The organism is Haladaptatus salinisoli (assembly GCF_020614375.1).
Lineage (GTDB): Archaea > Halobacteriota > Halobacteria > Halobacteriales > Haladaptataceae > Haladaptatus > Haladaptatus salinisoli.
Window position 1 is genome coordinate 769,649 of sequence record NZ_CP085327.1, and the last position, 25,252, is coordinate 794,900.

Below are 25,252 nucleotides of genomic sequence, written 5' to 3' on the forward strand. Positions count from 1 at the left end.
GCCTACTCCGCGCGAGAGCCGACCCAAGCGCCGAGCGAGAGCCCGTACACGACGTGCCCGGCGTGGAACACCGCCCGCTCGTCCTGTTCGAGGTTCATCTCCAACAGCCACTCGAGGAGGACGCGTTCTCCGAAGAGGGAGAGCGCGAGTCCGTAGACGAGGCCCGCGAGCAGTCCTTCCGTCTCCGGTTCGAGGGACGACGACTCCGTCGACCGCGCCGCCAGCACCGGAGCGAAGACGCTCCCCGCGCCAGCGCCGTACAGCAGGTGGAGCAACAGCGCGCCGACCGTGTGGTCGTCCGGTTCGCCGCCGACGAACTTCGAGAGGAACGCCGCGGTCGGAGGGAGCGACCGGGCGACCGGTTCGCGGAACGCCGTCATGATGACGGTGCCGAAGAGACCGCCGACGAACCCCGTTTTCGCGTTCGAACTCATGCGGCGGAACTACGGACGACGGACGAATAGTGCTGGCGGCGACTCGCCGCCGACTAGCTCCACCAGCCGAACTGCTCTTTCGCCTGTTCTATCGCCCCTTGGACCTTCTTCTCCAGTTCGTCTATGGAGCGTTCGACGTGGTGGACGCGCTCGCGGGGGATGCGTCGAACCACGTCGTCGCCCTCGTCGGTCTCGTCGACCTTGACGAGCCAGTGGTCGTCGAAGTAGACGATGTCGTCGTTCTCGACTTCGCGCTCCGTCGTCCCCTCGTCGGGGTCGTCGTAGACGATGGTTGCCGTGCCGATGTCGGGCATGGGTCGGTCTACTCGGAGGCGACAGTAGGACCTTCCGGCCGTCCGGTCGCGCGACCTACGCCAGGTACTGTTCGACGCCGAGCGCCCGCGCAAGCGAGATTCCGCTCGCCAGCGCGCCGAGGAGGTAACCGCAGATAGCGCCGCCGTTGAGCAGGGGGAGACCGGCGTGCGCCCGGCCTTTGAGCACCATCCAGAGGAGGGTTACCAGCCCGACGAGCGTCCCCAGCATCGCGGTCAGGGCGGGGAGGTTGATGGCCGTGCCGGAGACGAGCGCGTCGGCGGGGGAGAAGAAGGCCGCGCTGGCGACGAGCACGGTCGGCATCACGGCGTCGCCGAGACCGATGAAAAAGGCGTCGCGGTCGTCCTCGCCGGGGTTCGCGTCCTCGTCGACCGCCCCTTCGCTGGTGGCCTGCGCAGTCTCGTCGAGAAACGAGTACGAGAGGGTCAGCGGAATGACGAGGATGACGGGTATCTTCAGGTCCATCACGCCGGAGGCGAGCGTGAGCATGTGCTCAGTACCGTAGACGCTGATGGCGTCGTACACGGCGAGGACGACGAGGAGGATGACGGCCGGAAGGAGGCCGAAACTGATGCCGAACAACCCCGCCGCGCCCGCGCCCATGACGACTCCGGCGGCGTCGATGACGTACCACTCGGGGTAGACGGCGAGCGCCACCGCGACCAGCGCGGCGGCGACCCACGCGAGGACGTTCACCGGCGCTCCGCCGACCGAGATTTCGATCACGGGAGGAACGACGACGGTGAACACGTACAAAGAAAGCATCCCGCTGGTGAGTATGATGACCCCCCGCAGAATCCACTCGACGCCGAGCTTGATGACGGCGAGCATCCCCGCCGTGAACACGAGGATGACCGCGACGTAGAGGAGGCTGTTCGTCGGGTCGGACGGGTCCTCGACCGTCTGGTATCCGGCCGATTCGAACGGTTCGACCAGCGCCAGCGCCCCGAGTTGCACTCCGAGGAAGATGGCGATGGTCAGACCGGAGGCGAAGAGAATCCGCGTTCGTCGTTCCATGGACGGAGCAAGGAAGTGACCCCTCTTTGTGGTTTTGGGTTCGACAGCTTCGAAGGAAGGAGAGCGTTCAGCGCGTGTTATCGCGGCGCTCTCGTCGTCAGTAGCGAGTGGCCGTCGTCGCGTATCCCGGATGGTCCCCGGTCCTTTTCAATGCCGCCCAACCGCAACCGCCAACGCGCGTCACGGCGGGAGCGAACACCGAGAGACGCGCGTATCGGGAACCCCGCACCTTACACGAGGGTTTACGTACGAAGCCGGAACCAGACCCGCCGGACGCTCCCGGTCGAAGCCCGAAAACTCGTAAGCCGAGACCGACAGTCTGCCTAACCCGCGAGGGTGCGCCCATTCGACGGCGATTCGACGCTCGTCCGGCCTCGAATCAGGACCTACTCGAAGTGTGCGGCGAGTCGCTTCGCCGCCTCCTCCGCGCGCGGCGTCACCAGCGCGAAACGGATCCAGTCGTCGCGCGACGAGCCGAAGGCTTCGCCCGGCATCCCGGCGACGCCCGCCTCGTCGACGAGTCGCTCGACGTTCGCCAGCGTGCCGGGAAAGTCGGGAAAGCGCGCCATGACGTAGAACGCTCCGTCCGGTCGCGTGTAGTCCGCGCCCGCTTCGTCCAGCGCTTCGGTGAACGTCTCCACCCGCGATTCGAGCAGTCGACGGTTCTCCTCGTAGTAGTCCGTCTCCGTCTCGCGGAGGGCGTGGAGCACCGCGTACTGCGAGGGGCGACTGCCGGCCACGTTCGTCAACATGTGCCGCGTCTTCGCCACGTCCACCAGTTCGGGCGGGAAGACGGCGTATCCGACGCGGAACCCGGTGATGGCGAGCGACTTCGAGAACGAGTTCGTCACCACGCGGTGCGACGAGTCGAACGCCAGCGCGCTGGTGAACTCGCCCGAGAAATCGAAGTGGTCGTACACCTCGTCGCTCACCAGAAGCGCGTCGTACTCCTCCGCGATGGCGACGAGTTCGCGCATCGTGTCCCCGTCGTACACCGCGCCGGTGGGGTTGTTCGGCGAGTTTACGACGATCGCTGCGGTGTCGTCGCTCGCCTGCGCTCGAACCGCTTCGGGGTCGAGTTGGCCGTCGGCGGCGGTGGCGACGAACCGCGCCGTCGCGCCGAGCATCTTCGTCTTGCCCGGATAGTAGGGATAGACCGGGTCGGTCAGGACGAACTCGTCGCCGGCGTCGCGTTCCATCGCCCGCGCCATGGCAAGATAGTTCGCTTCGCCGCCGCCGCACGTCACGATAACCTGTGACGAATCGACGTTTCGTCGGGCGGCGATCTCCTCGCGAAGTTCGAGGAGCCCCTCGCTCGGCGGATACTGGAAATCCGCGCCGCCGAGGTCGGCGTACTCGCGCAGTCCGTTTGCGATTCCCGGCGGGGACCCCCAGTCGGGGTTGCCGCTCACCATGTCGATTACGTCGCGGTCGGCGTCCATCGCGTACGACATCACGTGAAAGAACAACGGCGTCTCGTAGTCCATACCGAGGGGTCGCAGTACTGGCAAGTCTTTCTTTCGCCCCGAAACGATTAGTCGTCGCGTCGGTACCATCTAGCGATGACACCCAGCGTCGACCCCGACGCCGTTCGGTCGTACTACGACTACATCGACGCCGAGGCGTACGAGGACGTGTTCGAACTGTTCGCCGAAGGCGTCGTCTACGAACGTCCCGGCCAACGAAGTTTGAGCGGGATGGACGAGTTCCGGGAGTTCTACCTCGAAGATCGACCGCTCGAAGACGGAGAACACGAAGTCGACCAACTGGTTGTCGGCGAGGACACCGTCGCCGTCCGGGGGCGGTTCTCCGGCGTGCAGGACGGCGAGCGCGTCTCGTTCGGCTTCGCCGACTTCCATCGATTCGACGAAGACGGCCGGATAGCGAAACGCATCACGTACACCGATCGCGACGAAGTGTAGGAGGACGCGCTCGAAGGAGGCAGTCGTTCTCTAGGTGACTAGCCGGGAGGTGTGTTACCGATACTCGCAAAGATTTATGTCGGAAGATGTTAATTTTCTGGCTACTAACGACAATGACCCTTTTCGCGCCCAACTGAAACGGTTCGACTCCGTCTTGCGACGGGTCCGACCGTTCCCGCGCTGCCGACTCACGTCCGGTGTCCGACCGCCGTAGCTACGGCACCGAGCCAGCGATACCGGCAATCGACTCCCCCCTCTATCCGCGAGTTTCGGATTCGTAGTCCGGGGAGTCGGCCGCCGCGACACGCGTTCCGACCGTCCGCCGACGCTCGAACGCCGAGACGACCCGTCTCGGCCGTCGGACGAACCGCCTGAGATACCCTCGACACACCCCCATGACAGACGATATAGATTCGGACGATACCTTCAGCGCGCAACGCGACCGCGTCGACGCTCCCATCCGCCGACTGTTCGCGACGTACGGTCGCAAACACTGGTTCCCGCTCTCGGTCGGCGTGGTAGCGAGCGTCGCGGCCCACTTCCTCTCGCTCGTGCCACCGTTCATCCTCGGCGTCGCGGTCGACGCGATCTTTCCGACGGGAAGCTCGAAACCCTACGAACTACCGCTGCTGCCGCAGGCGTGGATCCCCGACGGACACGTCGGACAGTTCTGGCTGTCGGCGGTGCTCATCGCCACCACGTTCGCGGGCGGTGCGGTCGGTGCGCTAGTGAAAGGGTGGGGACTGAACAAGTTCGCGCAGTCCATCCAGCACGAAATTCGCACCGACACCTACGATGCGATGCAGCGCCTCGACTTGGGCTTCTTCGCCGAGAAGCAGACCGGCGAACTGATGAGCATCATGAACAACGACGTGAACCGCCTCGAACAGTTCCTCAACGGCGGACTCAACGTTCTGACGATGATCGGCGTCACAGTCGTCGGCGTCGCCGGCATCCTCGTCTACCTGAACTGGCAACTCGCGCTCGTCACGCTGGCGACGGTGCCGGTGGTCGCCCTGTTCACGCACAAGTTCGTTCAGATAATCCAGCCGAAGTACGCCGAGGTTCGTTCGACGGTCGGACGGCTCAACTCCCGACTGGAGAACAACCTCGGCGGCATCGAAGTCATCAAGGCCAGCAGCGCCGAGGATTACGAGTTCGGTCGCGTCACCGACTCCTCGCAGGAGTACTACGACACGAACTGGGACGCCATCCGCACCCGCATCACGTTCTTCCCCGGACTCCAGTTGAGCGCCGGACTCGGATTCGTCCTCACGTTCGTCGTCGGCGGACTGTGGGTGTTCGGCGGCGCGCCGCTGGTCTTCTCGGGCGACCTGACGGCCGGCGAGTTCGTCACGTTCGTCTTCCTGAGCCAGCGGTTCGTCTGGCCGCTCGCGCAGTTCGGCCAACTCATCAACATGTACCAGCAGGCGGTCGCGTCCGCCGAGCGCGTGTTCGGACTGATGGATCAACCGACCGGGCTGGACGTAGACGACGCCGCACCCGACCTCGCCGTTTCGGCGGGCGACGTCGAGTACGAGGACGTCTCGTTCGGCTACGACGACGATCCGGTCGTGGAGGACGTGAGCTTCGAGGTCGAGGGCGGCGACACGCTCGCGCTGGTCGGCCCGACCGGCGCGGGTAAGTCCACCGTGTTGAAGCTTCTGCTGCGGCTCTACGACGTGGACGAGGGAGCCGTCCGTATCGACGGTCAGGACGTGCGCGACGTCTCGCTCGACAGCCTCCGCGGGGTGGTCGGCTACGTCAGCCAAGAGACGTTCCTCTTCGCGGGGACCGTCGCCGAAAACGTCGCCTACGGCTCCTTCGAAGCGACCCGAGAGGACGTGATAGCGGCCGCGAAGGCGGCGAAGGCGCACGAGTTCATCGAGGAGTTGCCCGACGGCTACGACACGGAGGTCGGCGAGCGCGGGGTGAAGCTCTCGGGCGGCCAGCGCCAACGGGTCGGCATCGCGCGCATCCTCCTTCAGGACCCCGCGGTGCTCATACTCGACGAGGCGACGAGCGACGTGGACACGGAGACCGAACTCCACATCCAAGAGAGCCTCGACGCGCTCCTCGCGGACCGAACCGTCCTCGCCATCGCCCACCGCCTCTCGACCATCAAGGACGCGGACACCATCCTCGTCCTCGAAGACGGCCGGGTCGTCGAACGAGGCGCGCACGGGGAACTGCTCGCCGAGAACGGTCTCTACGCCGACCTCTGGGGCGTGCAGGCCGGGATGCTCGAGGAGATTCCCTCGCGGTGAGGAGTAGCTACATAACCGGCTCGCACGTACCGCCGATATGGACGAATTCGCCGACGATACGCCGGTCGAGAAGCGACTGGGGGATGCGCTCCGCGACGCGGGCGCGACCGTCGCAACCGCCGAGTCCTGCACGGGGGGACTCATCGGCTCGCTCCTGACCGACGTACCGGGGTCGAGCGACTACTTCGACCGAGGGTTCGTCACCTACTCGTACGACGCGAAGATGGAGCACCTCGGCGTCGACCGCGAGACGCTGGACGAACACGGTGCGGTGAGCGAACCCGTCGCCCGCCAGATGGCCCGCGGCGTCCGCGACGTGGCCGGGGCGACGTGGGGCGTCGCGACGACCGGAATCGCGGGGCCGACCGGGGGAACGGAGGAGAAACCGGTCGGCACCGTCTTCGTCGCGGTCGCCCACGCCGACGAGTGGGGAAGCGGCGGCTCTTACTCGACCGTCGAACGGTACGAGTTCGACGGGACGCGCCGGGAGATAAAAACGAAAATCGCTCGGCGAGCCCTCGAAGACCTCCTCTCGGAACTGCGGTGAGCGAAACCGAACGCGGCGAAAGGGAAAACCTTGATACGTCCCGGTGGGGACGTGAGACCGAATGAACCGGAAAGAGCACGTCCTGAACGCCGCCCTCCTGAGCATCGGGCTCGGCTACGTCCTGCATCCGTCGGGCGACACCACCACCTTCTACACCATCGTCGAGGTCGGCGTCCCGGTCGTTCTCGGCGCGCTCTTTCCGGACGTGGATACGGCGTTCGGAAAACACAGGAAGACCCTGCACAACCTGCCCGTGCTCGCGCTGTTCGCCTACTTCCCGCTGGTGTTCGACAATCTCCGGTTCGTCTGGATCGGAATCCTCACCCACTACGCGCTGGATATGCTCGGGAGCAAGCGCGGACTCGCGCTGTTTTACCCCTACGAGAAGGAGTTCGGCGCGCCGTTCGGCGTCTCGGTGAGCAGTCGGTACGCGACGGTGGTGACGCTCGTCGTGACGGCGTTCGAACTCGTCGTCGCCTCGTTGGTCGTCCACCGGCGGTTCGTCGCGGAGGCCGGCCTCACCGCCGTCGGCCTTCAGTAAACGCGCACGTCCTCGAACCGCCCGTCGTAACGGTCGTCGGTCGGGTGGGTCGGCTCCGTCCCCGAGAGAACGAGTCGGTCGAACTTCCCCCACGTGTTCTCCCAACCGAGGTGCGCGAACTCCAACCGCCGTCGGAACTCGTGCGTGCGCCCTCGGCGGTGGACGACGCGGGCGATTTCGCCCGCTCTGAGTCGGTCGACCAGTTCGGCTTCGGTCTCGACGGGCGCGTCGAGCGCGGTCCACACCTCGCCGATGCTTCGTCGCAGGTGCGCGTACGACGACCCGAACGCGGGCTTTCCGGTGTCGGAGACTATCTCTTTCGCCCGGCGGTTGTGTCGGTCGAGGTGTTTCGGGTTGTACGCCTCGACGGCGTGGACGACGTCGCCGTGGACGCGAACGTCCGCTTCCGAGACGCCGACGTTCAGGAACTCGGGGTGCGGAATCAGAACGGCGGCACCCTGCCGGTCGAACTCCCGCATCGCCCCCGTGAGCGTGATGAAATCCGGAACCGGCTCGGAGAGACCCACGGCGAGCACGTGCTTTCTGTTGCGCCAGGTCCCGGCGAACACCTCGCGCGCGGGGACGACGCGCAACTCGTCGTCCGAGAACCGCTCCGCGCGGCGGCGAATCTCCGGTAGTGGGACGAAGTGCGGCGCGTACACCAGTGCGTCGAGACCGCGGTCTTTCGCTCGTCGAACGACCTGTTCGTCCAGCACTTTGACGTGCATATCGACCCGGAACTCGTCGCGGTCGGTCACAATGTATCGTTTCGAAGGGTGTACGATATGGGTTCTGATTCCAGCAGCTAGAAGTAACGGAGACGGAAAGTTACCCTCGATGACCGCTCTCTACTTCGACCTCGACGGGACGCTGGTTCGCCACACCATCCCGTTCGAGGAGTTGTTCGAACGCGCGCGTCGGGAACTGAACCTCCCCGCCCGCTCGGGGCTCTACGAGAGCTACACGGGGACGTTTCTCGACTACCTCGGTGACTGTCACCCGGAGCCGTACCGCGCCGCGATGGCCGATATCTGCGAGGAGTTCGCCATCCCGACCGACGGGGAGACGTTCGCCGAGACGCTCGTAGAGACGGAACTGTCGCGCGTCGCGGTCGCGGACGGAGCGCCCGAACTGCTCGCCGAACTCGCCGCGGACCACCGACTCGGCGTGCTGACGAACGGCGCGGGACGCGTCCAGCGGGAGAAACTCGAAGTCTGCGGGCTGGCGGAGTACTTCGAGACGGTCGTCGTCTCCTGCGAAGTCGGCGCGGGGAAGCCGGACCCCGAGATTTTCGAGAGAGCGAAAGCGAACATCCCGGACGACGAACACGTCTTCGTGGCGGACGACCTCGAACGGGACGTGCTTCCGGCGCAGGAGGCGGAATTCGCGGGCGTCTGGCTCTCGGAATCGGACGACTCGCGCGCCGACAGTACCGTCGAGGAGCTTTCGGCGGTTCGGGATATCGTCGCCTGACGAGCAGGAAAAGGTTTTATCACCGGGATTACAGAGTCAACGTACGAATGCCCGCCTGGGAATGTGATATCGACGGCTGCGGAGAACGCTTCGACAGCGTCGAGGACGCCATCGTCCACCAGACGTCGGAGCACGAGCGCCGAGAGTGTAAGGTGTGCGGGTCGGTCGTTCCGGACGGTTACTTCGCCATCCGCCACGCGTTCGACGAGCACTCGCGCGCCGAGTACGTCCGCGCGTACGACGCCGATTCGAACGACGTCCGAACGCGCGAACGCATCCGGGACGAAATCGAAGAGACGGCGAATCTCCAGCGGGTCGTCGAGCGGTTGGACGAACACAGGAGCAGCGAACTCCCCTGACGCGGCGAAGTAAACTATTTTGAGGCGGGTACGCATCTTTGTCACATGGAGGATGCTACGGATACGCTCGCTGACGTAGACGAAATCGTCCACGAACCCGACGCCGAGTTCGTCCAATCCACGAACGTCTGGCGGTTCATGCGGGAACACGACATCGCGGACTACGACGAACTCATCGAGCGAACTTGTCGAAACGTAGACTGGTTCTGGGACGAACTGGTGGACCACCTCGGCATCGAGTTCTACGAGGACTACGAGACGGTTCGGGACGACAGCGAGGGGCCGCAGTTCTCGGACTGGTATCCCGGCGGGAAAATCAACATCGCGCACAACGTGGTCGACCGCCACGCGCGGGTCGACAGTCCGAACCGGAATCGGGTCGCCTGCATCTGGGAGGGCGAACCGGGCGAGGTGCGCGAAATCACGTACCACGAACTCCGCCGGGAGTCGAACAAGGTGGCGAACGCCCTCGAAGCGCGGGGAATCGAGACCGGCGACACGGTCGGCCTCTACATGCCGATGGTGCCCGAAGTCATCTCCATCCTCTACGGCATCTTCAAAGTCGGCGCGATAGCCGTCCCGATCTTCTCCGGGTTCGGCACCGACGCGACGGCGACCCGAATCGAGGACTCGGAGTGTTCGGTGCTCTTCACGGGGGACGGCTTCTACCGCCGCGGAAGCGAAGTTCTCCTGAAGGACACGGCGGACGAGGCCGTAGAGCAAGTCGGCCACGTCGAGCACACCATCGTCTACGACCGACTGGGCGCGGACGTCGCGTGGCACGACGAGCGCGACGAGCGATGGGACGAGGCCGTCCTCCCGCAGGACGACGAGTACGAGACGAAGGAACTCGACGCCAGCGACGAGGCGATGCTGCTGTACTCCTCGGGGACGACCGGCAAGCCGAAGGGCATCGTCCACACCCACGCCGGGCAGTTGATGCAGTGCGCGAAGGAGATATACTTCGGCTTCGACCACAAGGATTCGGACCGATTCTTCTGGGTCTCGGACATCGGCTGGATGATGGGGCCGTGGACGCTCATCGGCAACCACGCGTTCGGCGGCACCATCTTCATGTACGAGGGCGCGCCGGACTACCCCGACCCCGACCGGTTCTGGGAGATGATAGACCGCCACGGCCTGACCGTGTTCGGCATCTCCCCCACCGCGATTCGGGCGCTCCGCAAGTACGGCGACGAGTGGCTGGACGGTCACGACCTCTCCTCGCTCCGCCTGCTCGGTTCGACCGGCGAACCGTGGGACCCCGAATCGTGGCTCTGGTTCTACGAGAACGTCGGGGGGAGCAGCGCCCCCATCATCAACATCTCCGGCGGCACCGAAATCTGCGGCTGCTTCCTCATGCCGATGCCCATCCAGTCGCTCAAACCCTGCACGCTCGGCGGGCCGGGACTCGGGATGGACATCGACATCGTGGACTCGCAGGGACGGTCCATCGCGGACACGCACGAGCGAGGCTACCTCGTCGCCCGCGACTCCTGTCCGTCGATGACCAAGAGCCTCTGGTCGGGCGACGAACGCTACCTGAACGAGTACTGGTCCACCTTCGAGGACATGTGGAACCACGGCGACTGGGCGCAGAAGGACGAGGACGGCTTCTGGTTCCTGCACGGGCGCGCCGACGACGCCATCAACGTCGCCGGACGCAAGGTCGGCCCCGCCGAGGTCGAGGGCGCGCTCATCGACCACGAGTCGGTGAACCAGGCCGCCGCCGTCGGCGTTCCGGACGACACGACCGGGCAGGCCGTCGTCGCCTACGCCATCCTCGAATCCGGCTACGAACCGACCGACGACCTCCGGGCGGAGCTAACCGAGCAGGTCGGCGACGAACTCGGCAAACCGTTCCGGCCCCGCGAAATCCTGTTCGTCGACGAGTTCCCGAAGACCCAGAGCGGGAAGATAATCCGCCGGGCCATCGAGGCGACCTACACCGGCGAGGAACTGGGCGACATGAGCAGCATCGAGAACCCCGATTCGCTCGACAGACTCGAAGAGGCGAGCTAATTCGGGCGGTCGAACGAGAGCGGAACGTCCGCCAACCGCACGACCTCCTTCTCGGGCGCGTCCTCCACGGCCACGGCGAAATCGCCGGTTCGGTCGGCGTCGAGGCGGATTTCGGCTCCGGCGACGAGCGGAGCGACGACCCCGGCGGCGACCGCCCGCGGGTCGGAGAGCGGGGCGCGGACGACGACCGAGTCCCCCGCTTCGAGGTGCCGCGCCTCCGCGACCGCTTCCCCCGCGTCGAGCAGGTCGGCGCGGGACACCGCGCGGTCCCCCGCGAGCGCGGTCGTCTCGGGAGGAATCGGCGTCTCGGGGAACGCCGGGTTCTCGCTCCACACGTCGCTCTCGAAGTGGGAGACGCGGGGGTCGTCCACCGCCCCGCCGTAGGAGGCGTACTGGCCGCCGGGCGGGAGGTCGTACTCGCCGACGATCGCGCCGGGCGCGAGCAGCACGCGGGCGTCGACTTCCCTCGGCGGGTCGAATCTGACGCCCGCGCCGAGCAACGCGCTCCCGAGGAAGCCGAGGACGGGCGGGGCCGCGGGAGCGGCGACGACGCCGACCGTCGCGCCCTCTCCGACCCCGAGGTGGCGCAGGAAGTTCCCCGTCTTCCACGCCGTCGTCAGAAGCCGGTGGTAGTCGTACCCCCGGGAGTCCGGCACCGCCAGCGCCGGGTCGTCGCTCCGTCGCTCGCGGGCGACGAGGTCGGCGAACGTGTCCATGCGAACCCTCGTCCCGGTGCGCGCAAAAGTCCGACGGTTCGACCGTCTGACGAACGTTTATGCTTTCTTGCTAGACACACTCTGGCGGAGCTATGGCAAACGTAATTCGTCGAATGGCGGAAGGCAGTTCACGACTCGTCGAACGCTACCTACCGGACGCGTTCCTGTTCGCTATCCTGCTCACGTTCGTCGCGTACGGACTGGCGTTCGGGGCGGTCGAACCGCGTTCGGATTACCTGACCCACGCGGAGAACCTCATCGTCGACGGCTGGTACGGCGGATTCTGGGGGCTACTCACCTTCGCGATGCAGATGACGCTCATCCTGATGACGGGGTACGCCCTCGCGCAGTCGGCCGCGGTCGACCGACTCCTCTCGCGAATGGCGGCCGTCCCGTCGAGCGAGCGGCGCGCCGCGGCGCTGGTTCCGGTCGTCGCCGCGGCGGCCTCGTTCGTCCACTGGGGACTCGGACTGGTCGTCGGCGCCATCTTCGCGCGGAAGGTCGCGGAGCAGCTTCGAACCGTCGATTTCCCGATCATCGTGGCCGGAGCGTACTCGGGGTTCATCGTCTGGCACGGCGGGTTGGCGGGGTCGATACCGCTGGTGCTCAACTCGTCGGCCGAGAACGGAAACTTCCTCCTCGCGGACGGGGTGCTGAACTCGACCATCTCGACCGGACAGACCATCTTCACGGTCGCCAACCTCGCCCTGTTCGTCGTCGTCGGGTTCGTCTTCCTCCCGCTGTTGTTCACGCTGATGTACCCGGAGAACGACGAGAAAAAGCGCCCCATCGACCCCGGCGAGTTCGAAACCGCGACCGACGGCGGAACCGCCGCCCCGACTATCACCACCGGGAGCATGACGTTCGCGGAGCGAATCGAACACTCCCGTCCCCTCGCGTGGGCCATCGGCCTCGGGGGGCTGCTGGCCATCGTCGGCTACTTCGGTCGCGGTATCGCCGAGGGAACCATGCCGTGGAACAACCTCAACCTGAACATCGTCAACTTCACGTTCCTCTTCCTCGGCCTCCTGCTTCACGGCACCCCGGCGGCCTACATCGACGCGATGAAGGAGGCCGTCGAGAACGTCTGGGGCATCATCCTCCAGTTCCCCTTCTACGCCGGCATCATGGGCATCATGAGCTACGCGCCGGAGGGGTCGACCAGCCTCGCCACGCAGATCGCGCAGGGGATGGTGCAGGTCTCCCCGGAAGGGACGCTCCCCGCCGTCGCGTTCCTTACCGCCGGACTGGTCAACGTCTTCGTTCCGAGCGGCGGCGGCGAGTGGGCGGTCGTCGGCGAGACGCTCGTCACGGCGGCGCAGGCGAGCGGCGCGAGCGTTCCCCGGGTCGCCATGGCCGCCGCGTGGGGCGACGCGTGGACGAACATGATACAACCGTTCTGGGCCATCCCGCTGCTGGCTATCAGCGGACTCTCCGTCCGCGACATCATGGGCTACTGCGTGATGGTGCTGCTCGGTAGCGGCCTCATCATCGCCGTCGGCATCACCGTCCTGCCGATGTGACGCGACCGTTTCCGCGGTCGGCGCGCGGCGCGCTCAGTCGCTTCGCCGAAGCAGGTACCCGATCCCCGCCAGACTTCCGAGCGCGGCCGCGAACCCGAACCCCGGTAGTCCGCCGTCGGTCACCGTGGAGTCCGTCGCGGTCGTCCCCTCCGCCGACGCCGTCGTGGAACCGGTCGCGGAGTTCGTCGTCGCCGAGGTCGAGGTCGGGGCGGTCGTGACCGACGCGGTGGCCGTCGCGTTCGCGGTTCCGTTCGCGGTCGTCGTCGGCCGCCTCGTCACGACCTTCCCGCGCATCGTCTCCGGGTCGAACTCCGAGAAGTAGGTCACCATCTCCGGTTTCACTGTGAACTCCAGCGTTTGGGTCTTTCCCATCTCGCTCACGCGCTCCGTCCGCTTCAACACGTTTCCGTCTCCGTCGCCGATGGCGATGTTGTGCGGTTCCCCGTCCAGGTTCTCCCACGCGATGACGTAGGTCTTGCCGACTTGCATCCGGAGCGTCGGGTTCGTCTCGTTCGCGATGGACTCCGGCGATTGTCCTACCCAACCGGACAGCCGACCGCCGAGTTCGAACGTCGTCGCTTGTCCGCGCGCGAGCCCGACCGTCGCGCTCGCTCCAACCACCGCCTGTACGAACCGCCTCCGAGAAATCCGAGTCATTCGAGGACGCTAATTGTAACGAGACGTGCGGTTTTAGCTCGTTCGGCTTGACGGAACTCAGAAGCTGTTCTTGATCCGTTCGAAAAAGCCCTGTCCGACTTCCACTTCCTCGCCGCCCGCCTCCGCGAACGCCTCCAGCGCCTCGCGCTGTTCTTTGTTCAACGATTCGGGCGTGACGACCTGCACCTGCACGTAGAGGTCGCCGTGGCCGCGCCGCCGGAGGTGGGGCATCCCCTTTCCGCGCAGGCGGAACGTCTCGCCGCTCTGGGTTCCGGCAGGAACGTCCATCTCGACGGTGCCGTCGAGCGTGGAAATCTCGATGTCGTCGCCGAACACGGCCTGCGGGAACGAGACCGGCGTCCGGTAGAAGAGGTCGGCCCCGTCCCGTTCGAAATCGGGGTGTTCGCGCACGCGAACCTCGATGAGCAGGTCGCCGTTCGGGCCGCCGTTCTCGCCCGGCGCGCCTTCGCCCTCCATCTGGAGCGTCTGCCCGTCGGCGATGCCCGCGGGGATGTCGACGGTCAGTTTCGCCTCGCGGTGGACGACGCCGTCGCCGCCGCACTCGCCGCACCGCTCCTCGTACAGTTGCCCCTCGCCTTGACAGCGCGGGCAGGTGCGCGACTGCTGGACGCGACCGAACGGCGTCTGTTGCACCTGCGTGACCTGTCCCTGTCCGCGACACTCGGGGCAGGTTTGCACGTCGGCTCCCGGCGGGTGACCCTCCCCGTCGCAGGCGTCGCAGCGTTCCGGACGCCGAACCGTCACCTGCTTTTTCACGCCCTCGAACGCGTCCTCGAGGTCGATCTCCAGCCCGGTACGGAGGTTCGACCCCTGTCTGGGTCGGTTCGGGCTTCGACCGCCGCCACCGCCGCCGAAGAACTGCTCGAAGATGTCGCCCATGCCGCCCATGCCGCCCCCACCGCCGAAGGGGTCGCCGCCGGCGGCACCGCCGGCACCGTCGAAACCGCCGCGCTTCTCGGCCTGTTCGAAGCGGTCGTGACCGAGTTGGTCGTAGGCTCGGCGCTTCTCCTCGTCGGTGAGCACCTCCTTCGCCTTCTTCACCTTCTTGAACTTCTCGTCTGCGTCCGGGTCGTCGCTCACGTCCGGATGGTACTGGGTGGCCTTCTTCCGATACGCCTGCTTTATATCGTCTTCGTCGGCGTCCCGACTCACACCGAGCACGTCGTAGAAGTCCTCGCTCATCAGTTATCGTTGATAACGTAGGATGGTACTTGAATCGTCCGTCTACTCGTCGTCCTCGTCGCCGGAACCGCCCCGCCGCGGTCGGCGAGCGAGGACGTCATTCGTCGTCGTCCACGTCCTCGAAGTCGGCGTCGACGTACTCGTCGGCGTCCCCGTCGCCGGCACCCTCGGGGCCGGCAGCGCCCGCACCGGGACCTGCGCCGCCCATGCCGCCCATGCCGCCGGGGCCCGCGGCACCGGCCTGCTGGGCCTGCTGTTGTTCGTACATCTGCTTGCCGATCTCCTGTAGCGCCTTGCTCAGGCTCTCGGTCGCCTCTTCGAGGTCGTCTTTCGTCGCGTCGTCGTCTCCGAGCGTCTCCTCGACGTTCTCGATCTCGGCGCGGATGTCCGCTTCGAGGTCGTCGTCGACGTTCTCCTCGTTCTCCTCGAGGAGCGTCTCGGCGCGCTGCACCGCCCCTTCGGCGGCGTTACGGGCCTCGATGCGCTCCCGGCGCTCTTTGTCCTCCTCGGCGTGCTGTTCGGCCTCCTCCTGCATGCGGTCGATCTCCTCGTCCGAGAGGCCCGCGCCGCCCTCGATGGTTATCTCTTCTTGGTTGCCCGAGCCCTGGTCCTCGGCGGAGACGTTGACGATTCCGTTCTCGTCGATGTTGAACGCGACCTCGATCTGCGGGGTGCCGGCGGGCGCGGGCGGAATGCCCGAGAGGTGGAACTCGCCGAGCAGTTCGTTCTCGTTGGCTATCTCGCGCTCGCCCTGGAAGACGCGCACCTGCACCGAGGTCTGGCTGTCGGCGGCCGTCGTGAATATCTTCGACTCCTCGGTCGGGATGGTCGTGTTCTTGTCGATGAGGCGCTCGAACAGGCCGCCTTTCACCTCGATGCCGAGCGAGAGGGGCGTCACGTCGAGCAGGACGATGTCGTCCACGTCGCCGGAGAGGACGCCGCCCTGAATCGCCGCGCCGAGCGCGACGGCTTCGTCGGGGTTGACGTTCTTCTTCGGTTCCTGTGCGGTCATCTCCTCGACTTTCTCCTGCACCTGCGGCATCCGGGTGGAACCGCCGACGAGGATGACCTCGTCGATGTCGCTCTTGCTGTAGTCGGCGTCCGAGAGGGCCTGTTCGGTCGGTTCGACCGTGCGGTCGATGAGGTCGCTGGTCAGGGACTCGAACTTCGCGCGGGTGAGACTCTCCTCGAGGTGGACGGGACCGTCGTCGGTCGCCGTGATGAACGGGAGGTTGATGTCCGTCTCCTTGCGCGAGGAGAGTTCTATCTTCGCCTCCTCCGCGGCGTCCTTGAGTCGCTGGAGCGCCTGACGGTCGTCGCGGAGGTCGATTCCGTGCTCGTTCTCGAACTCCTCGGCGAGGTAGTCGATGATGGCGCGGTCCCAGTCGTCCCCCCCGAGGTCGTTGTCACCGTTCGTGGCGACCACTTCGTAGACGCCGCCGCCGAGATCGAGGATAGAAACGTCGAACGTGCCGCCGCCGAGGTCGTAGACGAGAACCGTCTGGTCGGTGTCGTCGTCCAGTCCGTAGGCCATCGACGCCGCGGTCGGTTCGTTGACGATGCGCTCCACGTCGAAGCCCGCGATCTCTCCGGCGTCCTTCGTCGCCTGTCGCTGCTTGTCGTTGAAGTACGCGGGAACCGTGATGACGGCCTTCTCCACGTCGTCGCCGAGGTACTCCTCGGCGTCGCGCTTTATCTTCTGGAGGATCATCGCCGATATCTGCTCCGGCGTGTACTCCTCGTCCTCGATTTCGACCGTGTAGTCCTCGTCGCCCATGTGGCGCTTGATGGACTGGATGGTCTTTTCGGGGTTCTGCACCGCCTGATTCTTGGCCGGTTTCCCCACGAGACGCTCGCCGTCGTCGGAGAACGCGACGACCGAAGGCGTCGTCCGGTCGCCCTCGCCGTTGACGATGATCTCCGGGTCGCCGCCCTCCATCACCGCGAACGCGCTGTTCGTGGTACCGAGATCGATACCCAGTATCTTGTTACTCGCCATTGTTGGGCCAACCTACCCGTTTGCGCCGGTTAAAGGTTACTAGATGTCACGACACGTCGCCGAGCGACGCCCCGACGCCCGCCTTCGATTCGGGGTGCGGTAGCCGCTCACATTCGGGAACTTTATGACGAACCGATACCCCACCCGCCGAGAAACGGCGGGTCGGAGACCGCCGCCCGCTCCCCGCCGCCGGGTCCGTCCGTCGTCGGACCCGCCGGTCTCCTCACTCCTCGTCGTCCGCGTCGCCGCCCTCGTTTTCGTCGCCGTTTCCGTCGCTGACGGTGACCTGCGCGGACTGGAGGACCTTCTCGGCCATCTCGTACCCGGGCTGGTACACCTCGGCGATCGTGTCTTCGGGCCGGTCGCTCTCGACCCGGAGCATCACCTCGTGGCGTTGGGGGTCGACCTCCTCGCCGGGGTCGGGGCGTATCTCGGTGACGTTCTCGTCCTCGAACACGCGGTCGAGTTCCTTCAGCGTGAGTTCGACCCCCTCGCGGAGGCTCTCGACGTCCTCGTGTTCCTCCTCCACGGCGCGACGCAGGTTGTCCCGCACGTCGATGAGTCGCTGGACGAGGTCCTCGGTGGCGCGCTTTTCGAGCTGTTCTTGGCGCTTTTTCGCCCGCTTCTTGTAGTTCTGGAAGTCGGCCTGCTTTCGCTTCAGTCGCGCTCTGAGGTCGTCCACTTCCGCTTCGAGTTCCCGTCGCTCCGACTCCGCGGCGACGAGGCGCTCCTCCACGTCGTCGGCGAGGCTCTCGTCGGCCACGGCGACGCGCGCGACCAGGGTAGTTCCCTCCGGGCCGAGCGCGTCGTCCACGTCGGACGCGTCCGGTTCGACTGGCTGCTCGTCCGCCGTTTGGGCGGCCTCCTCCTCGGTCATACACGTCGAAAGTTCCCGCGTGCGTTTAAGGTTTCAGAATCTGGGCGCGAGTTCGGTTCGGGCCAGGAGTTCGACGAGCGCCTCCGCGGGGACGCTGTACCGCGGTCGCCCGACCAGTCCGCTGAGCGGGTCGTACTCGACCAGACCGCGCCGGGAGAGCGTGGGGAGGCGAGTCCGCGAGAGGTCGGCGAGCACCGCTTCGAACGCCTCGTCGGGCACCGGTTCGGACGGCGCGCCCCGCTCCCACGCGGCGACCTCCCTCGCGAGCGCCTCCAGTTCCATCGGCGCGGTTCCGGCGTGCCGGTCGAGCGAGTAGAGCACGTAGCGGTTGCGACGCTCGGACAGGCTAGCGAGCACCGAACCGACAGAACCCCGGGGCATCCGTCGTTCCACTGTCGTCGCGAGCGAATTTTAACCCTGCCAACCGTTTCCATCGTTTACCGCCTGTAACGCGAGGTGAGTCGAGCGCGACCGAGTTACGCGTCCGATTGTCCGAGGAGCGAATTCGGATATGGCCGTTTCCTCGGGGGTGAACGCGCGGTAACGACCGATTCTGGGGGATAAGCTCTCGTTCGAGAGCCTCGCCGAGCGGATTCGTCGGGGCGCTTCGCGCCGGCGCGGGACACAACTCTTTTCGGGCGGGCGAGAGAACTCGAACGTATGCCAGACGAAGAGCCAAACGAGAACGGCGACGAGGAGGAGAAATCGTTCCGAGAGCGAGTCGAGGAGATTCGAGAGAAGCGCGCGGAGGAGGGCGACGAGGACCGCGACGAGCGACTGAAGGAGGCGCTCGGCGGCGGCGGCCCGGGCGGAGGCGGCGGCCCCGGCGGCATGGGCGGTAACCCGTTCGCCCAGATGATGGGCGGCATGATGGGCGGCGGTCCCGGTTCGATGGGCGGCGGCCCGGGCGGCGAGTCCGGCGGCAACGAGGAACTCGTCCGCGAGGTCCGACAGCTTCGAGACGAAGTCCGCGACGCCACCCGTCAGCTTCAGCGAATCGCGGACGCGCTCGAGGACTGAAACTGTCACTCAGCTTTCGGCAAATCGCAGGCGGAAAGCTGAGATTCTTATAGCTCACGCCCGTATTTCGATTCGTAACAGTGGCGGGAGAGTCGAGTAGCGGCAGTTCGCGCCGTCTGTTCGAGAACCGGGAGTTCGTCGCGCTGGCGAGCACCGCGTTCGCCCGGAGTCAGGCGTACTCGACCATCCTCATCGCCCTGGCGCTGTACGCCGACATGTTCCACACGTCGAGCACCGTCGAAGGGCTGTTCGGCACGGCGTTCGCGGTGGTGCAACTCTTCATCGTCCTCCCGCTCGGGCGCTACATCGACACGCGAAACTCGAAGCGCATCCTGCTCGTCGGACTCCTGCTCAACGTCGCGGTCTTCGTCGGATTCATGCACGTCGAGAGCGTCGGGCACGTCATCCTCGTCCGGGTTCTACAGGGAGTCGGCGCGAGCATCCTCTGGATAACCGGGATGACCGTCATCGGGGAGATCAGCGAGGACGGCTCGCGGGGGTTGTGGATCGGCACGTACAATCAGATCGGCGCGCTCTCCAGCCTCGCCGGCGACGTTTTCGGCGGGCTCCTGCTCTACCTCTACGGTTTCAAGCTCACGTACGTCGTGCTTTCCGCCATCACCGTCGGGGCGTTCGTCGCGGTGCTCCTCTTCCTCCGGGACGACCCCGGCGGCCGGAAAGACTCCAGCGAGGTGAGCGGACGCGAGACCATTCGAACGCTCCTCGGTCGCTCGGCCATCAAGGCGCTCGTGTTCTTCCGCCTCTCGTTCAGCGTCGGGAAGATGGCGGTCATCACGTTCCTCCCGATATACGCCCACACGGAGTTCGGCATCAACATCTTCGTCGTCGGCGGTATCATGGCCGGCGGAAAGCTGACCAAATCGCTCACGCAGGGGAAGGTCGGCGATTGGACCGACCGCGTGGACGACACCTACAGGTTCATCTTCGCGGGCGCGCTCGTGTACGCGCTCGGGACGGCGCTCATCCCGTTCGCCGGTCTGGCCCACCGGTACATCCCGGGCACGACCGTCAGCGCGTTCGGCGGCGAGATGGCGCTCCCCGGCGCGTTCTTCGTCCTCTTCGCCGCTTACGCGGTGCTCGGAATCGGCGACAGCCTCCGACTCCCCGCGAGCATGTCGCTGTTCGTGGAGGAGGGCGAGCAGTTCGACGCGGTGGCTTCAAGCCTCTCGCTGCGCTCCATCGCGTGGAAGGTCGGGCAGGTCGGCGGCCCGGTGTTCATCGGGGCTATCTGGGACGCGACGAGCGTGTTCGTGGCGTTCTGGTCGGCCGCGGCGTTCATCGTCGTCTCGTCCGCCGCCTTCGTCGTCCTCTACAGCACCGACCCCGCGCCGGAGGTCGGAGACGCGGTGGCGGGCGACTAAAGCTCGCGCCACCGCGTCCGCCGGCGTCCCCGCGAACATCGAACTACTGAAACCCCGCCCGCCCGATACGAGCGGTATGGGCGAGCCACTGGCGACGCGGGACGAGCAGTTGGACGAAATTCTGGACAGGCTGTACGACGAGTACCCGGACGCGACCATCTCGCTGAACTTCACGAACCGCCTCGAACTCCTCATCGCGGTCATGCTCTCCGCGCAGTGCACCGACGAGCGCGTGAACAAGGAGACGGCCGACCTGTTCGAGAAGTACCAGTCCCCGGAGGACTACGCGAACGCCGACGTGGATGAACTCGACGAAGACCTGAGTTCCATCACCTACCACCGCAACAAGGCGAAGTGGATAAAAAGCTCCTGTCGGACCATCGTGGAGGAGCACGACGGGAAGGTGCCGGACACGATGAGCGAACTGACCGACCTGAAGGGCGTCGGTCGCAAGACGGCGAACGTGGTGCTTCAGCACGGTCACGACACGGTGGAGGGTATCGTCGTGGACACGCACGTCCGGCGGTTGTCGCGCCGACTGGGACTGACCGAGGAGGAGCGTCCGAAGACCATCGAGTCCGACCTGATGACGTTCGTCCCCGAGGAGGACTGGCAGCAACTGACCCACCTGTTCATCAGCCACGGACGGGCGACCTGCACGGCCCGGAGTCCCGACTGCGACGACTGCATCGTCGAGGACGTCTGTCCGTCGTCGCAACTCGACCACGAGATCGACCTCGCCAGCGGCGAGCCGTGGGACTGAGCTCCGCCGCGGCGGTCAGAAGTAGTCGGTGTACTTGATGAGGAATCGAATCATCCCGAGCACCCACGCGAGCAGCCAGAAGAGGACGTAGCCCGCGACGCCGACCCGCAGCCGCCAGCGCCACGAATCCATGTCCTCGTGGAGTTCGCCGATGTCCACGTCGTCCCGGGGGTTGCCGTACAGGTCGTGGGCGCGCTTCACCTGAAATATCCTGACGATTCCGGTGAGCGCGAGCACCAGCATCGCGTAGGCCTGCAGACCGAGGAAGACGTGCACCGCGGCCAGTCCGCCCAACTGATCCAAGAGGCGCGGGGCCATCCACCCGAGAACGGGAACCGTGGTCAGCAGGAGTCCGACGAGGATGAACTTCAGGTGGTGGGTGAGCACGTCCCACGTCACCGTCTCGGATTCGATGATCACCCACGCGCCGTAGAGGTAGAACGGAAAGCTCGCCGTCACGACTACCGCGACCACCGTCGCAATCGCCGCGTCGCTGACCATGTCCGGTGGTTGGAGCGGGGAGCGTTAAAGCGTGCGAAACTCCCGGCAGGACAGAAGATGTTTAGCCGTCGAAGCGTAACTCTCGTCCAATGGCCGACTCCGACAGCGGGACGCGGGGAGCGGACGACGCGCAGGAGAAATCCCGCGAGGAACTCCGCCGCGAGGTCGAGGAGAAGTACGACTTCGAGAACTTCGGCCCCGAGGATATGGAGGAGATGTCGCTCGAAGAGTGGGAAGTCGCGTTCGACCCGGACGCGTGGATTACGGGGCGCGAGCTACTCGACCGAGTCGAGGCCGACCTGAAGCACCGAATCGCCGTCCGCGAGGTGTTCGCCGTCGTCGAACGCATCACCCGCGACGGCGAGCCACAACTGCTCGCGTACTCCGACGAGGGGTACGCCATCGTCTACCCCGACGGGAGCGTCGAGGGACGCGGAACGGTGCTCCGCGACGTGAAACCGACGGTGGCGCTGGCGTCGATGGAGGAGTACGACGTGCCGGAGATGCCCGACGGCGACCAACTCCCGCAACCGGACGAGGTTCCGGAGGGGAGCGGCGAACTGGGCAACAAACTGATGCAGGCCATCGCGGTCATCCACATCCTCGCCGGAATCGGTCTGCTACTCGGCTGGCTCCTCATCACGCTCCGCGTTCTCGGCGTTCCGGAGAACGTGCAGAACGCGGCGGCGCTCCTCGCCATCGTCGGCGGCGGCTTTCTCGTCTTCGGACTGTTCGTCCTGCTCCTCGTGGCGAACGCTCGCCTCTCGGACCGGTTCCGGTCGGAGGAGTATCGGAATCGACTCCGGTCCGCCGGCGTCGAGTCGGGCGAACGACCCGACTTTCTCCCGCTGGACGAGAACGAGCAGGACGACTGAACGGTCGATAGGAGTCTCGAAACCGTCGATACGGGCAATCCAACGGCATCGGTGGCTTTAAGCAAGTCCCATCCTGAGAATCACGTGTATGAAGAGGCGGGACTTTCTACTGGCGGCCAGCGGCGTTGCTGGCGGAACCGCCGCGGCGGCGGCACCCGCTGGTGCGCAGCAGACGACCACGTCGGGAGGTGGAAACCAGTCCGGCGGGAACGGGACTGGCGGAAACCAGACGTCGGGCGGTGGCAACCAGTCGAGTGGAAACCAGTCTAGCGGGAACAAATCACAAGGCGGCGGTGGCGGCGGTGGCGGCGGTCCGACGAAGACGGTGAAGGTCGGCCCCGGCGGGAATCTGACGTTCGAACCGTCGGAAGTGACGATTCCGCCGGGCGGGACGATCAAGTGGGTCTGGGAGTCCAACACCCACAACGTCGTCCCCGAGAGCCAACCGAGCGGATCGAGTTGGCAGGGGTCGCCGGGCGCGCCGAGCAAGACGTACGATTCGGGCTACACCTACTCGCACACGTTCGATACGCCCGGTGAGTACGCGTACTTCTGTCAGCCGCACAAATCCGCCGGCATGACCGGCACGATAACCGTCGGCTCGGCCGGCGGCGGCGGTGGCGGTGCCGCCGAGGAAGCGGACCCCGAAGAGATGGGCGTGCCGTTTCAGGCGCACTACGTCGGAATCGCGACGATTCTGATGATGGTCGTCTCGCTCATTTACACGTTCTTCTTCCTGAAGTACGGCGAATCGGCACACACCAGCGGAGGGAACAGATAGATGTCATCGTCAGGAAGCACGTACGGCGATATTCACCGATACGAACCGGCCCGCGAGAGCACGACCGCGGCCATCGCCATCGTCCTGTTGACGATAATCGAGGTCGTGTTCGTCGGCCTGTTCACCTACGGCCTGCTCAACGGGTGGGGGCTCTCGGAGGTCGGCAACATGTACCTCGGCGGCATCCTCGCCGTCATCTTCATCGACCTCGCGTTCGTGCTCATGCTGTACCGAAAGGAGTTCCTCCCGGACGTGATGATCGTCAAAAAGCGCCGGCGCAAGTGGGAGGACCTCTACGTTCGTGAAGAAGAGCAGTACGGAACCGAGTCGTTCGGTGATGCGTGGGACCATTTCAAACGAGCAGTGTACCCCTACTACAAACGATAAACAATGGCAGAAGACGACAAATACCCGGAAAGCACAGGTCGCCGCCGTTTCGTCAAAGGCGTCGTCGGAAGCGCGACGCTCGCCGGCCTCGGCACCGCCACGGCCGCCGCGCTCAAGTCGGCGACGTCCCCGACCGGCGAAGGTGGCGGTATCACGAAGTTCATGGGTGTAGAGAACATCGACGGCCCCGCGCCGCGCGGGATGCCCCAAATTCCGATCGAGATAGACGACGAAGGATACCTCAAGGGACTGTTCCCGAAGCCCGAGAAGAAGACGGTGCAAGGGCGAGAAGTGACGGTCGCCGAGACGAAAATCGCAGGACACACGTACTCCGTGGAGTGGTTCCAGTACTGCGGCGTCCAGACGTACAAGGGGGTCGACCCTGAGGCCGACATGGACAACTACTTCCGGTACAAGGAGGGTGGGTACGATTGGCAATCTAGCGAGGTCGAGGCCGGTAACAAAGTCCACGTCGACGACTTCAGCGACTACAAAACGTGGGGCAATGGAATCGGCAAATCCGGTTTAGGGAAGCCCGCGAGTGTGACATGGCGCTCACAGGACGTACCCGCGAGCCAGACCCTGACCGTCGAAGTCATTCGAAGCACGAACGTCGAAGAGATGGCGAATAATAGCGAGTGGCTCAAAGCGACCACCCAGAAAGGATTCATCGCCCATCTGAACAAATGTACGCACTTCTGTTGCGTGCCCTCGTTCAAAGGCATCGCCGGATCCGCGAAGTTCGGCGCGGCGGATGAAATCTACTGCCCGTGCCACCAGTCGGTGTACGACCCCTTCAGCATCATCGAGGAATCGTTCGTGGCGCTACCGCGACCGGAGGACGAGTAAATGAGTATCGAACGAAAAGACGAGTACGACCACGGGGAGTGGCTCCGCGAGAAGGACCTCACGCCCATCGAGAGCACGTTCCTCACGACGCTCATCTGGATGGACCGCCGGTTCCGCATCGTCGATTACCTGGAGATTCTGGAAACGCTGTACTACCGCGTCAACCTCCAGATGCCGAAGAGCCACACCGAACAGTACGGGCTGGACAACAAATTCTGGTACTGGTACCCGCTGTACGCGCTCGGTAGTTTCTCGACCATCGCGTACGTCGTCGCCGCGATCAGCGGCGCGTTGCTCGGGTTCTACTACGCGCCATCCACGGCGGCCGCACAGGGAGACCCGTCGGCGGCGTACCAGCAGTTGACGTTCATCATGACCGACCTCAACTTCGGGTTCATGCTCCGGAGTCTCCACCGCTGGTCGGCGCAGGTGATGGTCGCCGCGGTGTTCCTCCACATGCTCCGCGTCTACTTCACGGGCGCGTACAAGGAACCGCGGGAAGTCAACTGGATAATCGGCATCATCCTCATCAGCCTGACGATGGTGTTCGGGTACACGGGCTACCTGCTCCCGTGGGACCAGTTGGCGTTCTGGGCCGGACAGATCGGCGTCGAGATGAGCCTCTCCGTTCCGCTCATCGGCGAGTGGGTCGCCCAACTACTGTTCGGCGGCTTCAGCCTGAGCCAATCGACGCTCCAGCGGATGTACATCCTGCACGTGTTCCTGTTGCCGTTCGTCGTGACGACGCTCGTCGCGGTTCACATCGGCATCGTCTGGATGCAGGGCATCGCCGAACCACACTGA

The 25,252-nt window shown here is 65.4% G+C and carries 28 protein-coding genes; 16 read left to right on the plus strand and 12 right to left on the minus strand.

The annotated features are described in order from the left end of the window. Positions 1–2 precede the first annotated feature (2 nt). From LIX00_RS04300 to LIX00_RS04315, 4 genes are all read right to left on the minus strand, one after another. Entirely contained in the window at positions 3–434 is a 432-nt protein-coding gene (locus tag LIX00_RS04300) for a hypothetical protein (protein ID WP_227354957.1), read from the minus strand. Between the two features lie 53 nt (positions 435–487). Next, positions 488–748 (minus strand): hypothetical protein, encoded by a 261-nt coding sequence (locus LIX00_RS04305; protein ID WP_227354958.1) that lies wholly within the window; start codon positions 746–748, stop codon positions 488–490. 55 nt (positions 749–803) lie between these two features. Further along, positions 804–1,784, minus strand: a complete 981-nt coding sequence (locus LIX00_RS04310) for a presenilin family intramembrane aspartyl protease PSH (RefSeq protein WP_227354959.1) — start codon at positions 1,782–1,784, stop codon at positions 804–806. A gap of 386 nt (positions 1,785–2,170) precedes the next feature. Continuing rightward, positions 2,171–3,271, minus strand: coding sequence for a pyridoxal phosphate-dependent aminotransferase (locus LIX00_RS04315; protein WP_227354960.1), 1,101 nt, complete (start codon positions 3,269–3,271; stop codon positions 2,171–2,173). 75 nt (positions 3,272–3,346) lie between these two features. Here LIX00_RS04315 and LIX00_RS04320 point away from each other — a divergent pair, with 75 nt between their 5' ends. The 4 genes from LIX00_RS04320 (at position 3,347) to LIX00_RS04335 (ending at position 7,061) form a co-directional block, all read left to right on the plus strand. After that, positions 3,347–3,706: a nuclear transport factor 2 family protein gene (locus LIX00_RS04320; RefSeq protein ID WP_227354961.1), complete on the plus strand. Its 360-nt coding sequence runs from the start codon at positions 3,347–3,349 to the stop codon at positions 3,704–3,706. A gap of 395 nt (positions 3,707–4,101) precedes the next feature. Continuing rightward, complete coding sequence (locus LIX00_RS04325) at positions 4,102–5,973, plus strand: ABC transporter ATP-binding protein (protein ID WP_227354962.1); 1,872 nt, start codon at positions 4,102–4,104, stop codon at positions 5,971–5,973. Between the two features lie 37 nt (positions 5,974–6,010). Further along, positions 6,011–6,520, plus strand: coding sequence for a CinA family protein (locus LIX00_RS04330; protein WP_227354963.1), 510 nt, complete (start codon positions 6,011–6,013; stop codon positions 6,518–6,520). A gap of 61 nt (positions 6,521–6,581) precedes the next feature. Continuing rightward, entirely contained in the window at positions 6,582–7,061 is a 480-nt protein-coding gene (locus tag LIX00_RS04335; RefSeq protein ID WP_227354964.1) for a metal-dependent hydrolase, read from the plus strand. Here the strand turns inward: LIX00_RS04335 and LIX00_RS04340 are convergent. Then, positions 7,055–7,789 carry a PHP-associated domain-containing protein gene (locus tag LIX00_RS04340; protein ID WP_368410731.1) on the minus strand — a complete coding sequence of 245 codons (735 nt, stop codon included), beginning with the start codon at positions 7,787–7,789 and terminating at the stop codon, positions 7,055–7,057. The genes LIX00_RS04335 and LIX00_RS04340 overlap by 7 nt on opposite strands. 109 nt (positions 7,790–7,898) lie before the next feature. On the opposite strand from LIX00_RS04340, the gene LIX00_RS04345 reads away from it, so the two are divergent. From LIX00_RS04345 to LIX00_RS04355, 3 genes are read left to right on the plus strand one after another with little or no spacing between them, the layout of a single operon-like run. Further along, positions 7,899–8,534 carry an HAD family hydrolase gene (locus LIX00_RS04345; RefSeq protein ID WP_227354966.1) on the plus strand — a complete coding sequence of 212 codons (636 nt, stop codon included), beginning with the start codon at positions 7,899–7,901 and terminating at the stop codon, positions 8,532–8,534. Positions 8,535–8,581: 47 nt separating this feature from the next. Beyond that, complete coding sequence (locus LIX00_RS04350) at positions 8,582–8,893, plus strand: DUF7565 family protein (RefSeq protein WP_227354967.1); 312 nt, start codon at positions 8,582–8,584, stop codon at positions 8,891–8,893. 45 nt (positions 8,894–8,938) lie between these two features. After that, on the plus strand, positions 8,939–10,915 hold the full coding sequence (locus LIX00_RS04355; RefSeq protein WP_227354968.1) for an AMP-binding protein: 1,977 nt from the start codon (positions 8,939–8,941) through the stop codon (positions 10,913–10,915). Here LIX00_RS04355 and LIX00_RS04360 read toward each other — a convergent pair. Then, positions 10,912–11,631 carry a hypothetical protein gene (locus LIX00_RS04360; RefSeq protein WP_227354969.1) on the minus strand — a complete coding sequence of 240 codons (720 nt, stop codon included), beginning with the start codon at positions 11,629–11,631 and terminating at the stop codon, positions 10,912–10,914. The two genes, LIX00_RS04355 and LIX00_RS04360, sit on opposite strands and share 4 nt — an antisense overlap. A 92-nt stretch (positions 11,632–11,723) precedes the next feature. Here LIX00_RS04360 and LIX00_RS04365 point away from each other — a divergent pair, with 92 nt between their 5' ends. After that, a complete protein-coding gene (locus LIX00_RS04365) occupies positions 11,724–13,154 on the plus strand; it encodes a short-chain fatty acid transporter (protein WP_227354970.1) in 1,431 nt (476 codons plus the stop codon). A 33-nt stretch (positions 13,155–13,187) separates the two neighbouring features. On the opposite strand, the gene LIX00_RS04370 is transcribed toward LIX00_RS04365, so the two are convergent. The 5 genes from LIX00_RS04370 to LIX00_RS04390 all read right to left on the minus strand — a co-directional run bounded on the left by LIX00_RS04370 (position 13,188) and on the right by LIX00_RS04390 (position 18,271). After that, positions 13,188–13,775 carry a cupredoxin domain-containing protein gene (locus tag LIX00_RS04370; RefSeq protein ID WP_227354971.1) on the minus strand — a complete coding sequence of 196 codons (588 nt, stop codon included), beginning with the start codon at positions 13,773–13,775 and terminating at the stop codon, positions 13,188–13,190. Between the two features lie 93 nt (positions 13,776–13,868). Beyond that, on the minus strand, positions 13,869–15,014 hold the full coding sequence (dnaJ, locus tag LIX00_RS04375; protein ID WP_227354972.1) for a molecular chaperone DnaJ: 1,146 nt from the start codon (positions 15,012–15,014) through the stop codon (positions 13,869–13,871). 97 nt (positions 15,015–15,111) lie between these two features. Beyond that, complete coding sequence (dnaK, locus tag LIX00_RS04380; RefSeq protein ID WP_227354973.1) at positions 15,112–17,013, minus strand: molecular chaperone DnaK; 1,902 nt, start codon at positions 17,011–17,013, stop codon at positions 15,112–15,114. A gap of 223 nt (positions 17,014–17,236) precedes the next feature. Next, on the minus strand, positions 17,237–17,890 hold the full coding sequence (locus LIX00_RS04385) for a nucleotide exchange factor GrpE (protein ID WP_227354974.1): 654 nt from the start codon (positions 17,888–17,890) through the stop codon (positions 17,237–17,239). Between the two features lie 33 nt (positions 17,891–17,923). Continuing rightward, positions 17,924–18,271: a DUF7344 domain-containing protein gene (locus LIX00_RS04390; protein ID WP_227354975.1), complete on the minus strand. Its 348-nt coding sequence runs from the start codon at positions 18,269–18,271 to the stop codon at positions 17,924–17,926. Positions 18,272–18,550: 279 nt separating this feature from the next. Between LIX00_RS04390 and LIX00_RS04395 the strand changes: the two genes are divergently transcribed. From LIX00_RS04395 to nth, 3 genes are all read left to right on the plus strand, one after another. Beyond that, the gene (locus LIX00_RS04395; RefSeq protein WP_227354976.1) at positions 18,551–18,910 is read left to right on the plus strand and encodes a hypothetical protein; all 360 of its coding nucleotides are present in this window, start codon (positions 18,551–18,553) and stop codon (positions 18,908–18,910) included. Between the two features lie 80 nt (positions 18,911–18,990). Continuing rightward, on the plus strand, positions 18,991–20,292 hold the full coding sequence (locus tag LIX00_RS04400) for an MFS transporter (RefSeq protein WP_227354977.1): 1,302 nt from the start codon (positions 18,991–18,993) through the stop codon (positions 20,290–20,292). A gap of 76 nt (positions 20,293–20,368) precedes the next feature. Beyond that, the gene (nth, locus tag LIX00_RS04405; protein ID WP_227354979.1) at positions 20,369–21,055 is read left to right on the plus strand and encodes an endonuclease III; all 687 of its coding nucleotides are present in this window, start codon (positions 20,369–20,371) and stop codon (positions 21,053–21,055) included. A gap of 15 nt (positions 21,056–21,070) precedes the next feature. Here nth and LIX00_RS04410 read toward each other — a convergent pair whose 3' ends face one another. Then, on the minus strand, positions 21,071–21,556 hold the full coding sequence (locus LIX00_RS04410; RefSeq protein WP_227354980.1) for a DUF7321 family protein: 486 nt from the start codon (positions 21,554–21,556) through the stop codon (positions 21,071–21,073). A gap of 89 nt (positions 21,557–21,645) precedes the next feature. On the opposite strand from LIX00_RS04410, the gene LIX00_RS04415 reads away from it, so the two are divergent. From LIX00_RS04415 to LIX00_RS04435, 5 genes are all read left to right on the plus strand, one after another. Beyond that, complete coding sequence (locus LIX00_RS04415; protein ID WP_227354981.1) at positions 21,646–22,431, plus strand: DUF7319 domain-containing protein; 786 nt, start codon at positions 21,646–21,648, stop codon at positions 22,429–22,431. Between the two features lie 88 nt (positions 22,432–22,519). Continuing rightward, positions 22,520–23,212, plus strand: a complete 693-nt coding sequence (locus LIX00_RS04420; protein ID WP_227354982.1) for a plastocyanin/azurin family copper-binding protein — start codon at positions 22,520–22,522, stop codon at positions 23,210–23,212. Then, positions 23,213–23,599, plus strand: coding sequence for a DUF7318 family protein (locus tag LIX00_RS04425; RefSeq protein ID WP_227354983.1), 387 nt, complete (start codon positions 23,213–23,215; stop codon positions 23,597–23,599). It abuts the gene before it with no gap. Between the two features lie 3 nt (positions 23,600–23,602). Next, a complete protein-coding gene (locus tag LIX00_RS04430) occupies positions 23,603–24,448 on the plus strand; it encodes a Rieske 2Fe-2S domain-containing protein (protein ID WP_227354984.1) in 846 nt (281 codons plus the stop codon). Then, positions 24,449–25,252 (plus strand): cytochrome b, encoded by an 804-nt coding sequence (locus LIX00_RS04435; RefSeq protein ID WP_227354985.1) that lies wholly within the window; start codon positions 24,449–24,451, stop codon positions 25,250–25,252.

What these genes read in the sequence shown, in the direction of transcription:
- LIX00_RS04345 (WP_227354966.1), top strand. Translation starts at nt 7,899, where the DNA reads ATGACCGCTCTCTACTTCGACCTCGACGGGACGCTGGTTCGCCACACC.
- LIX00_RS04390 (WP_227354975.1), bottom strand. Translation starts at nt 18,271, where the DNA reads ATGCCCCGGGGTTCTGTCGGTTCGGTGCTCGCTAGCCTGTCCGAGCGT.
- LIX00_RS04340 (WP_368410731.1), bottom strand. Translation starts at nt 7,789, where the DNA reads ATGCACGTCAAAGTGCTGGACGAACAGGTCGTTCGACGAGCGAAAGAC.
- LIX00_RS04435 (WP_227354985.1), top strand. Translation starts at nt 24,449, where the DNA reads ATGAGTATCGAACGAAAAGACGAGTACGACCACGGGGAGTGGCTCCGC.
- LIX00_RS04355 (WP_227354968.1), top strand. Translation starts at nt 8,939, where the DNA reads ATGGAGGATGCTACGGATACGCTCGCTGACGTAGACGAAATCGTCCAC.
- LIX00_RS04410 (WP_227354980.1), bottom strand. Translation starts at nt 21,556, where the DNA reads ATGGTCAGCGACGCGGCGATTGCGACGGTGGTCGCGGTAGTCGTGACG.
- LIX00_RS04335 (WP_227354964.1), top strand. Translation starts at nt 6,582, where the DNA reads ATGAACCGGAAAGAGCACGTCCTGAACGCCGCCCTCCTGAGCATCGGG.
- LIX00_RS04415 (WP_227354981.1), top strand. Translation starts at nt 21,646, where the DNA reads ATGGCCGACTCCGACAGCGGGACGCGGGGAGCGGACGACGCGCAGGAG.
- LIX00_RS04385 (WP_227354974.1), bottom strand. Translation starts at nt 17,890, where the DNA reads ATGACCGAGGAGGAGGCCGCCCAAACGGCGGACGAGCAGCCAGTCGAA.
- nth (WP_227354979.1), top strand. Translation starts at nt 20,369, where the DNA reads ATGGGCGAGCCACTGGCGACGCGGGACGAGCAGTTGGACGAAATTCTG.
- LIX00_RS04350 (WP_227354967.1), top strand. Translation starts at nt 8,582, where the DNA reads ATGCCCGCCTGGGAATGTGATATCGACGGCTGCGGAGAACGCTTCGAC.
- LIX00_RS04315 (WP_227354960.1), bottom strand. Translation starts at nt 3,271, where the DNA reads ATGGACTACGAGACGCCGTTGTTCTTTCACGTGATGTCGTACGCGATG.
- LIX00_RS04360 (WP_227354969.1), bottom strand. Translation starts at nt 11,631, where the DNA reads ATGGACACGTTCGCCGACCTCGTCGCCCGCGAGCGACGGAGCGACGAC.
- LIX00_RS04365 (WP_227354970.1), top strand. Translation starts at nt 11,724, where the DNA reads ATGGCAAACGTAATTCGTCGAATGGCGGAAGGCAGTTCACGACTCGTC.
- LIX00_RS04325 (WP_227354962.1), top strand. Translation starts at nt 4,102, where the DNA reads ATGACAGACGATATAGATTCGGACGATACCTTCAGCGCGCAACGCGAC.
- LIX00_RS04300 (WP_227354957.1), bottom strand. Translation starts at nt 434, where the DNA reads ATGAGTTCGAACGCGAAAACGGGGTTCGTCGGCGGTCTCTTCGGCACC.
- LIX00_RS04420 (WP_227354982.1), top strand. Translation starts at nt 22,520, where the DNA reads ATGAAGAGGCGGGACTTTCTACTGGCGGCCAGCGGCGTTGCTGGCGGA.
- LIX00_RS04395 (WP_227354976.1), top strand. Translation starts at nt 18,551, where the DNA reads ATGCCAGACGAAGAGCCAAACGAGAACGGCGACGAGGAGGAGAAATCG.
- LIX00_RS04320 (WP_227354961.1), top strand. Translation starts at nt 3,347, where the DNA reads ATGACACCCAGCGTCGACCCCGACGCCGTTCGGTCGTACTACGACTAC.
- LIX00_RS04425 (WP_227354983.1), top strand. Translation starts at nt 23,213, where the DNA reads ATGTCATCGTCAGGAAGCACGTACGGCGATATTCACCGATACGAACCG.
- LIX00_RS04305 (WP_227354958.1), bottom strand. Translation starts at nt 748, where the DNA reads ATGCCCGACATCGGCACGGCAACCATCGTCTACGACGACCCCGACGAG.
- dnaK (WP_227354973.1), bottom strand. Translation starts at nt 17,013, where the DNA reads ATGGCGAGTAACAAGATACTGGGTATCGATCTCGGTACCACGAACAGC.
- LIX00_RS04430 (WP_227354984.1), top strand. Translation starts at nt 23,603, where the DNA reads ATGGCAGAAGACGACAAATACCCGGAAAGCACAGGTCGCCGCCGTTTC.
- LIX00_RS04330 (WP_227354963.1), top strand. Translation starts at nt 6,011, where the DNA reads ATGGACGAATTCGCCGACGATACGCCGGTCGAGAAGCGACTGGGGGAT.
- dnaJ (WP_227354972.1), bottom strand. Translation starts at nt 15,014, where the DNA reads ATGAGCGAGGACTTCTACGACGTGCTCGGTGTGAGTCGGGACGCCGAC.
- LIX00_RS04310 (WP_227354959.1), bottom strand. Translation starts at nt 1,784, where the DNA reads ATGGAACGACGAACGCGGATTCTCTTCGCCTCCGGTCTGACCATCGCC.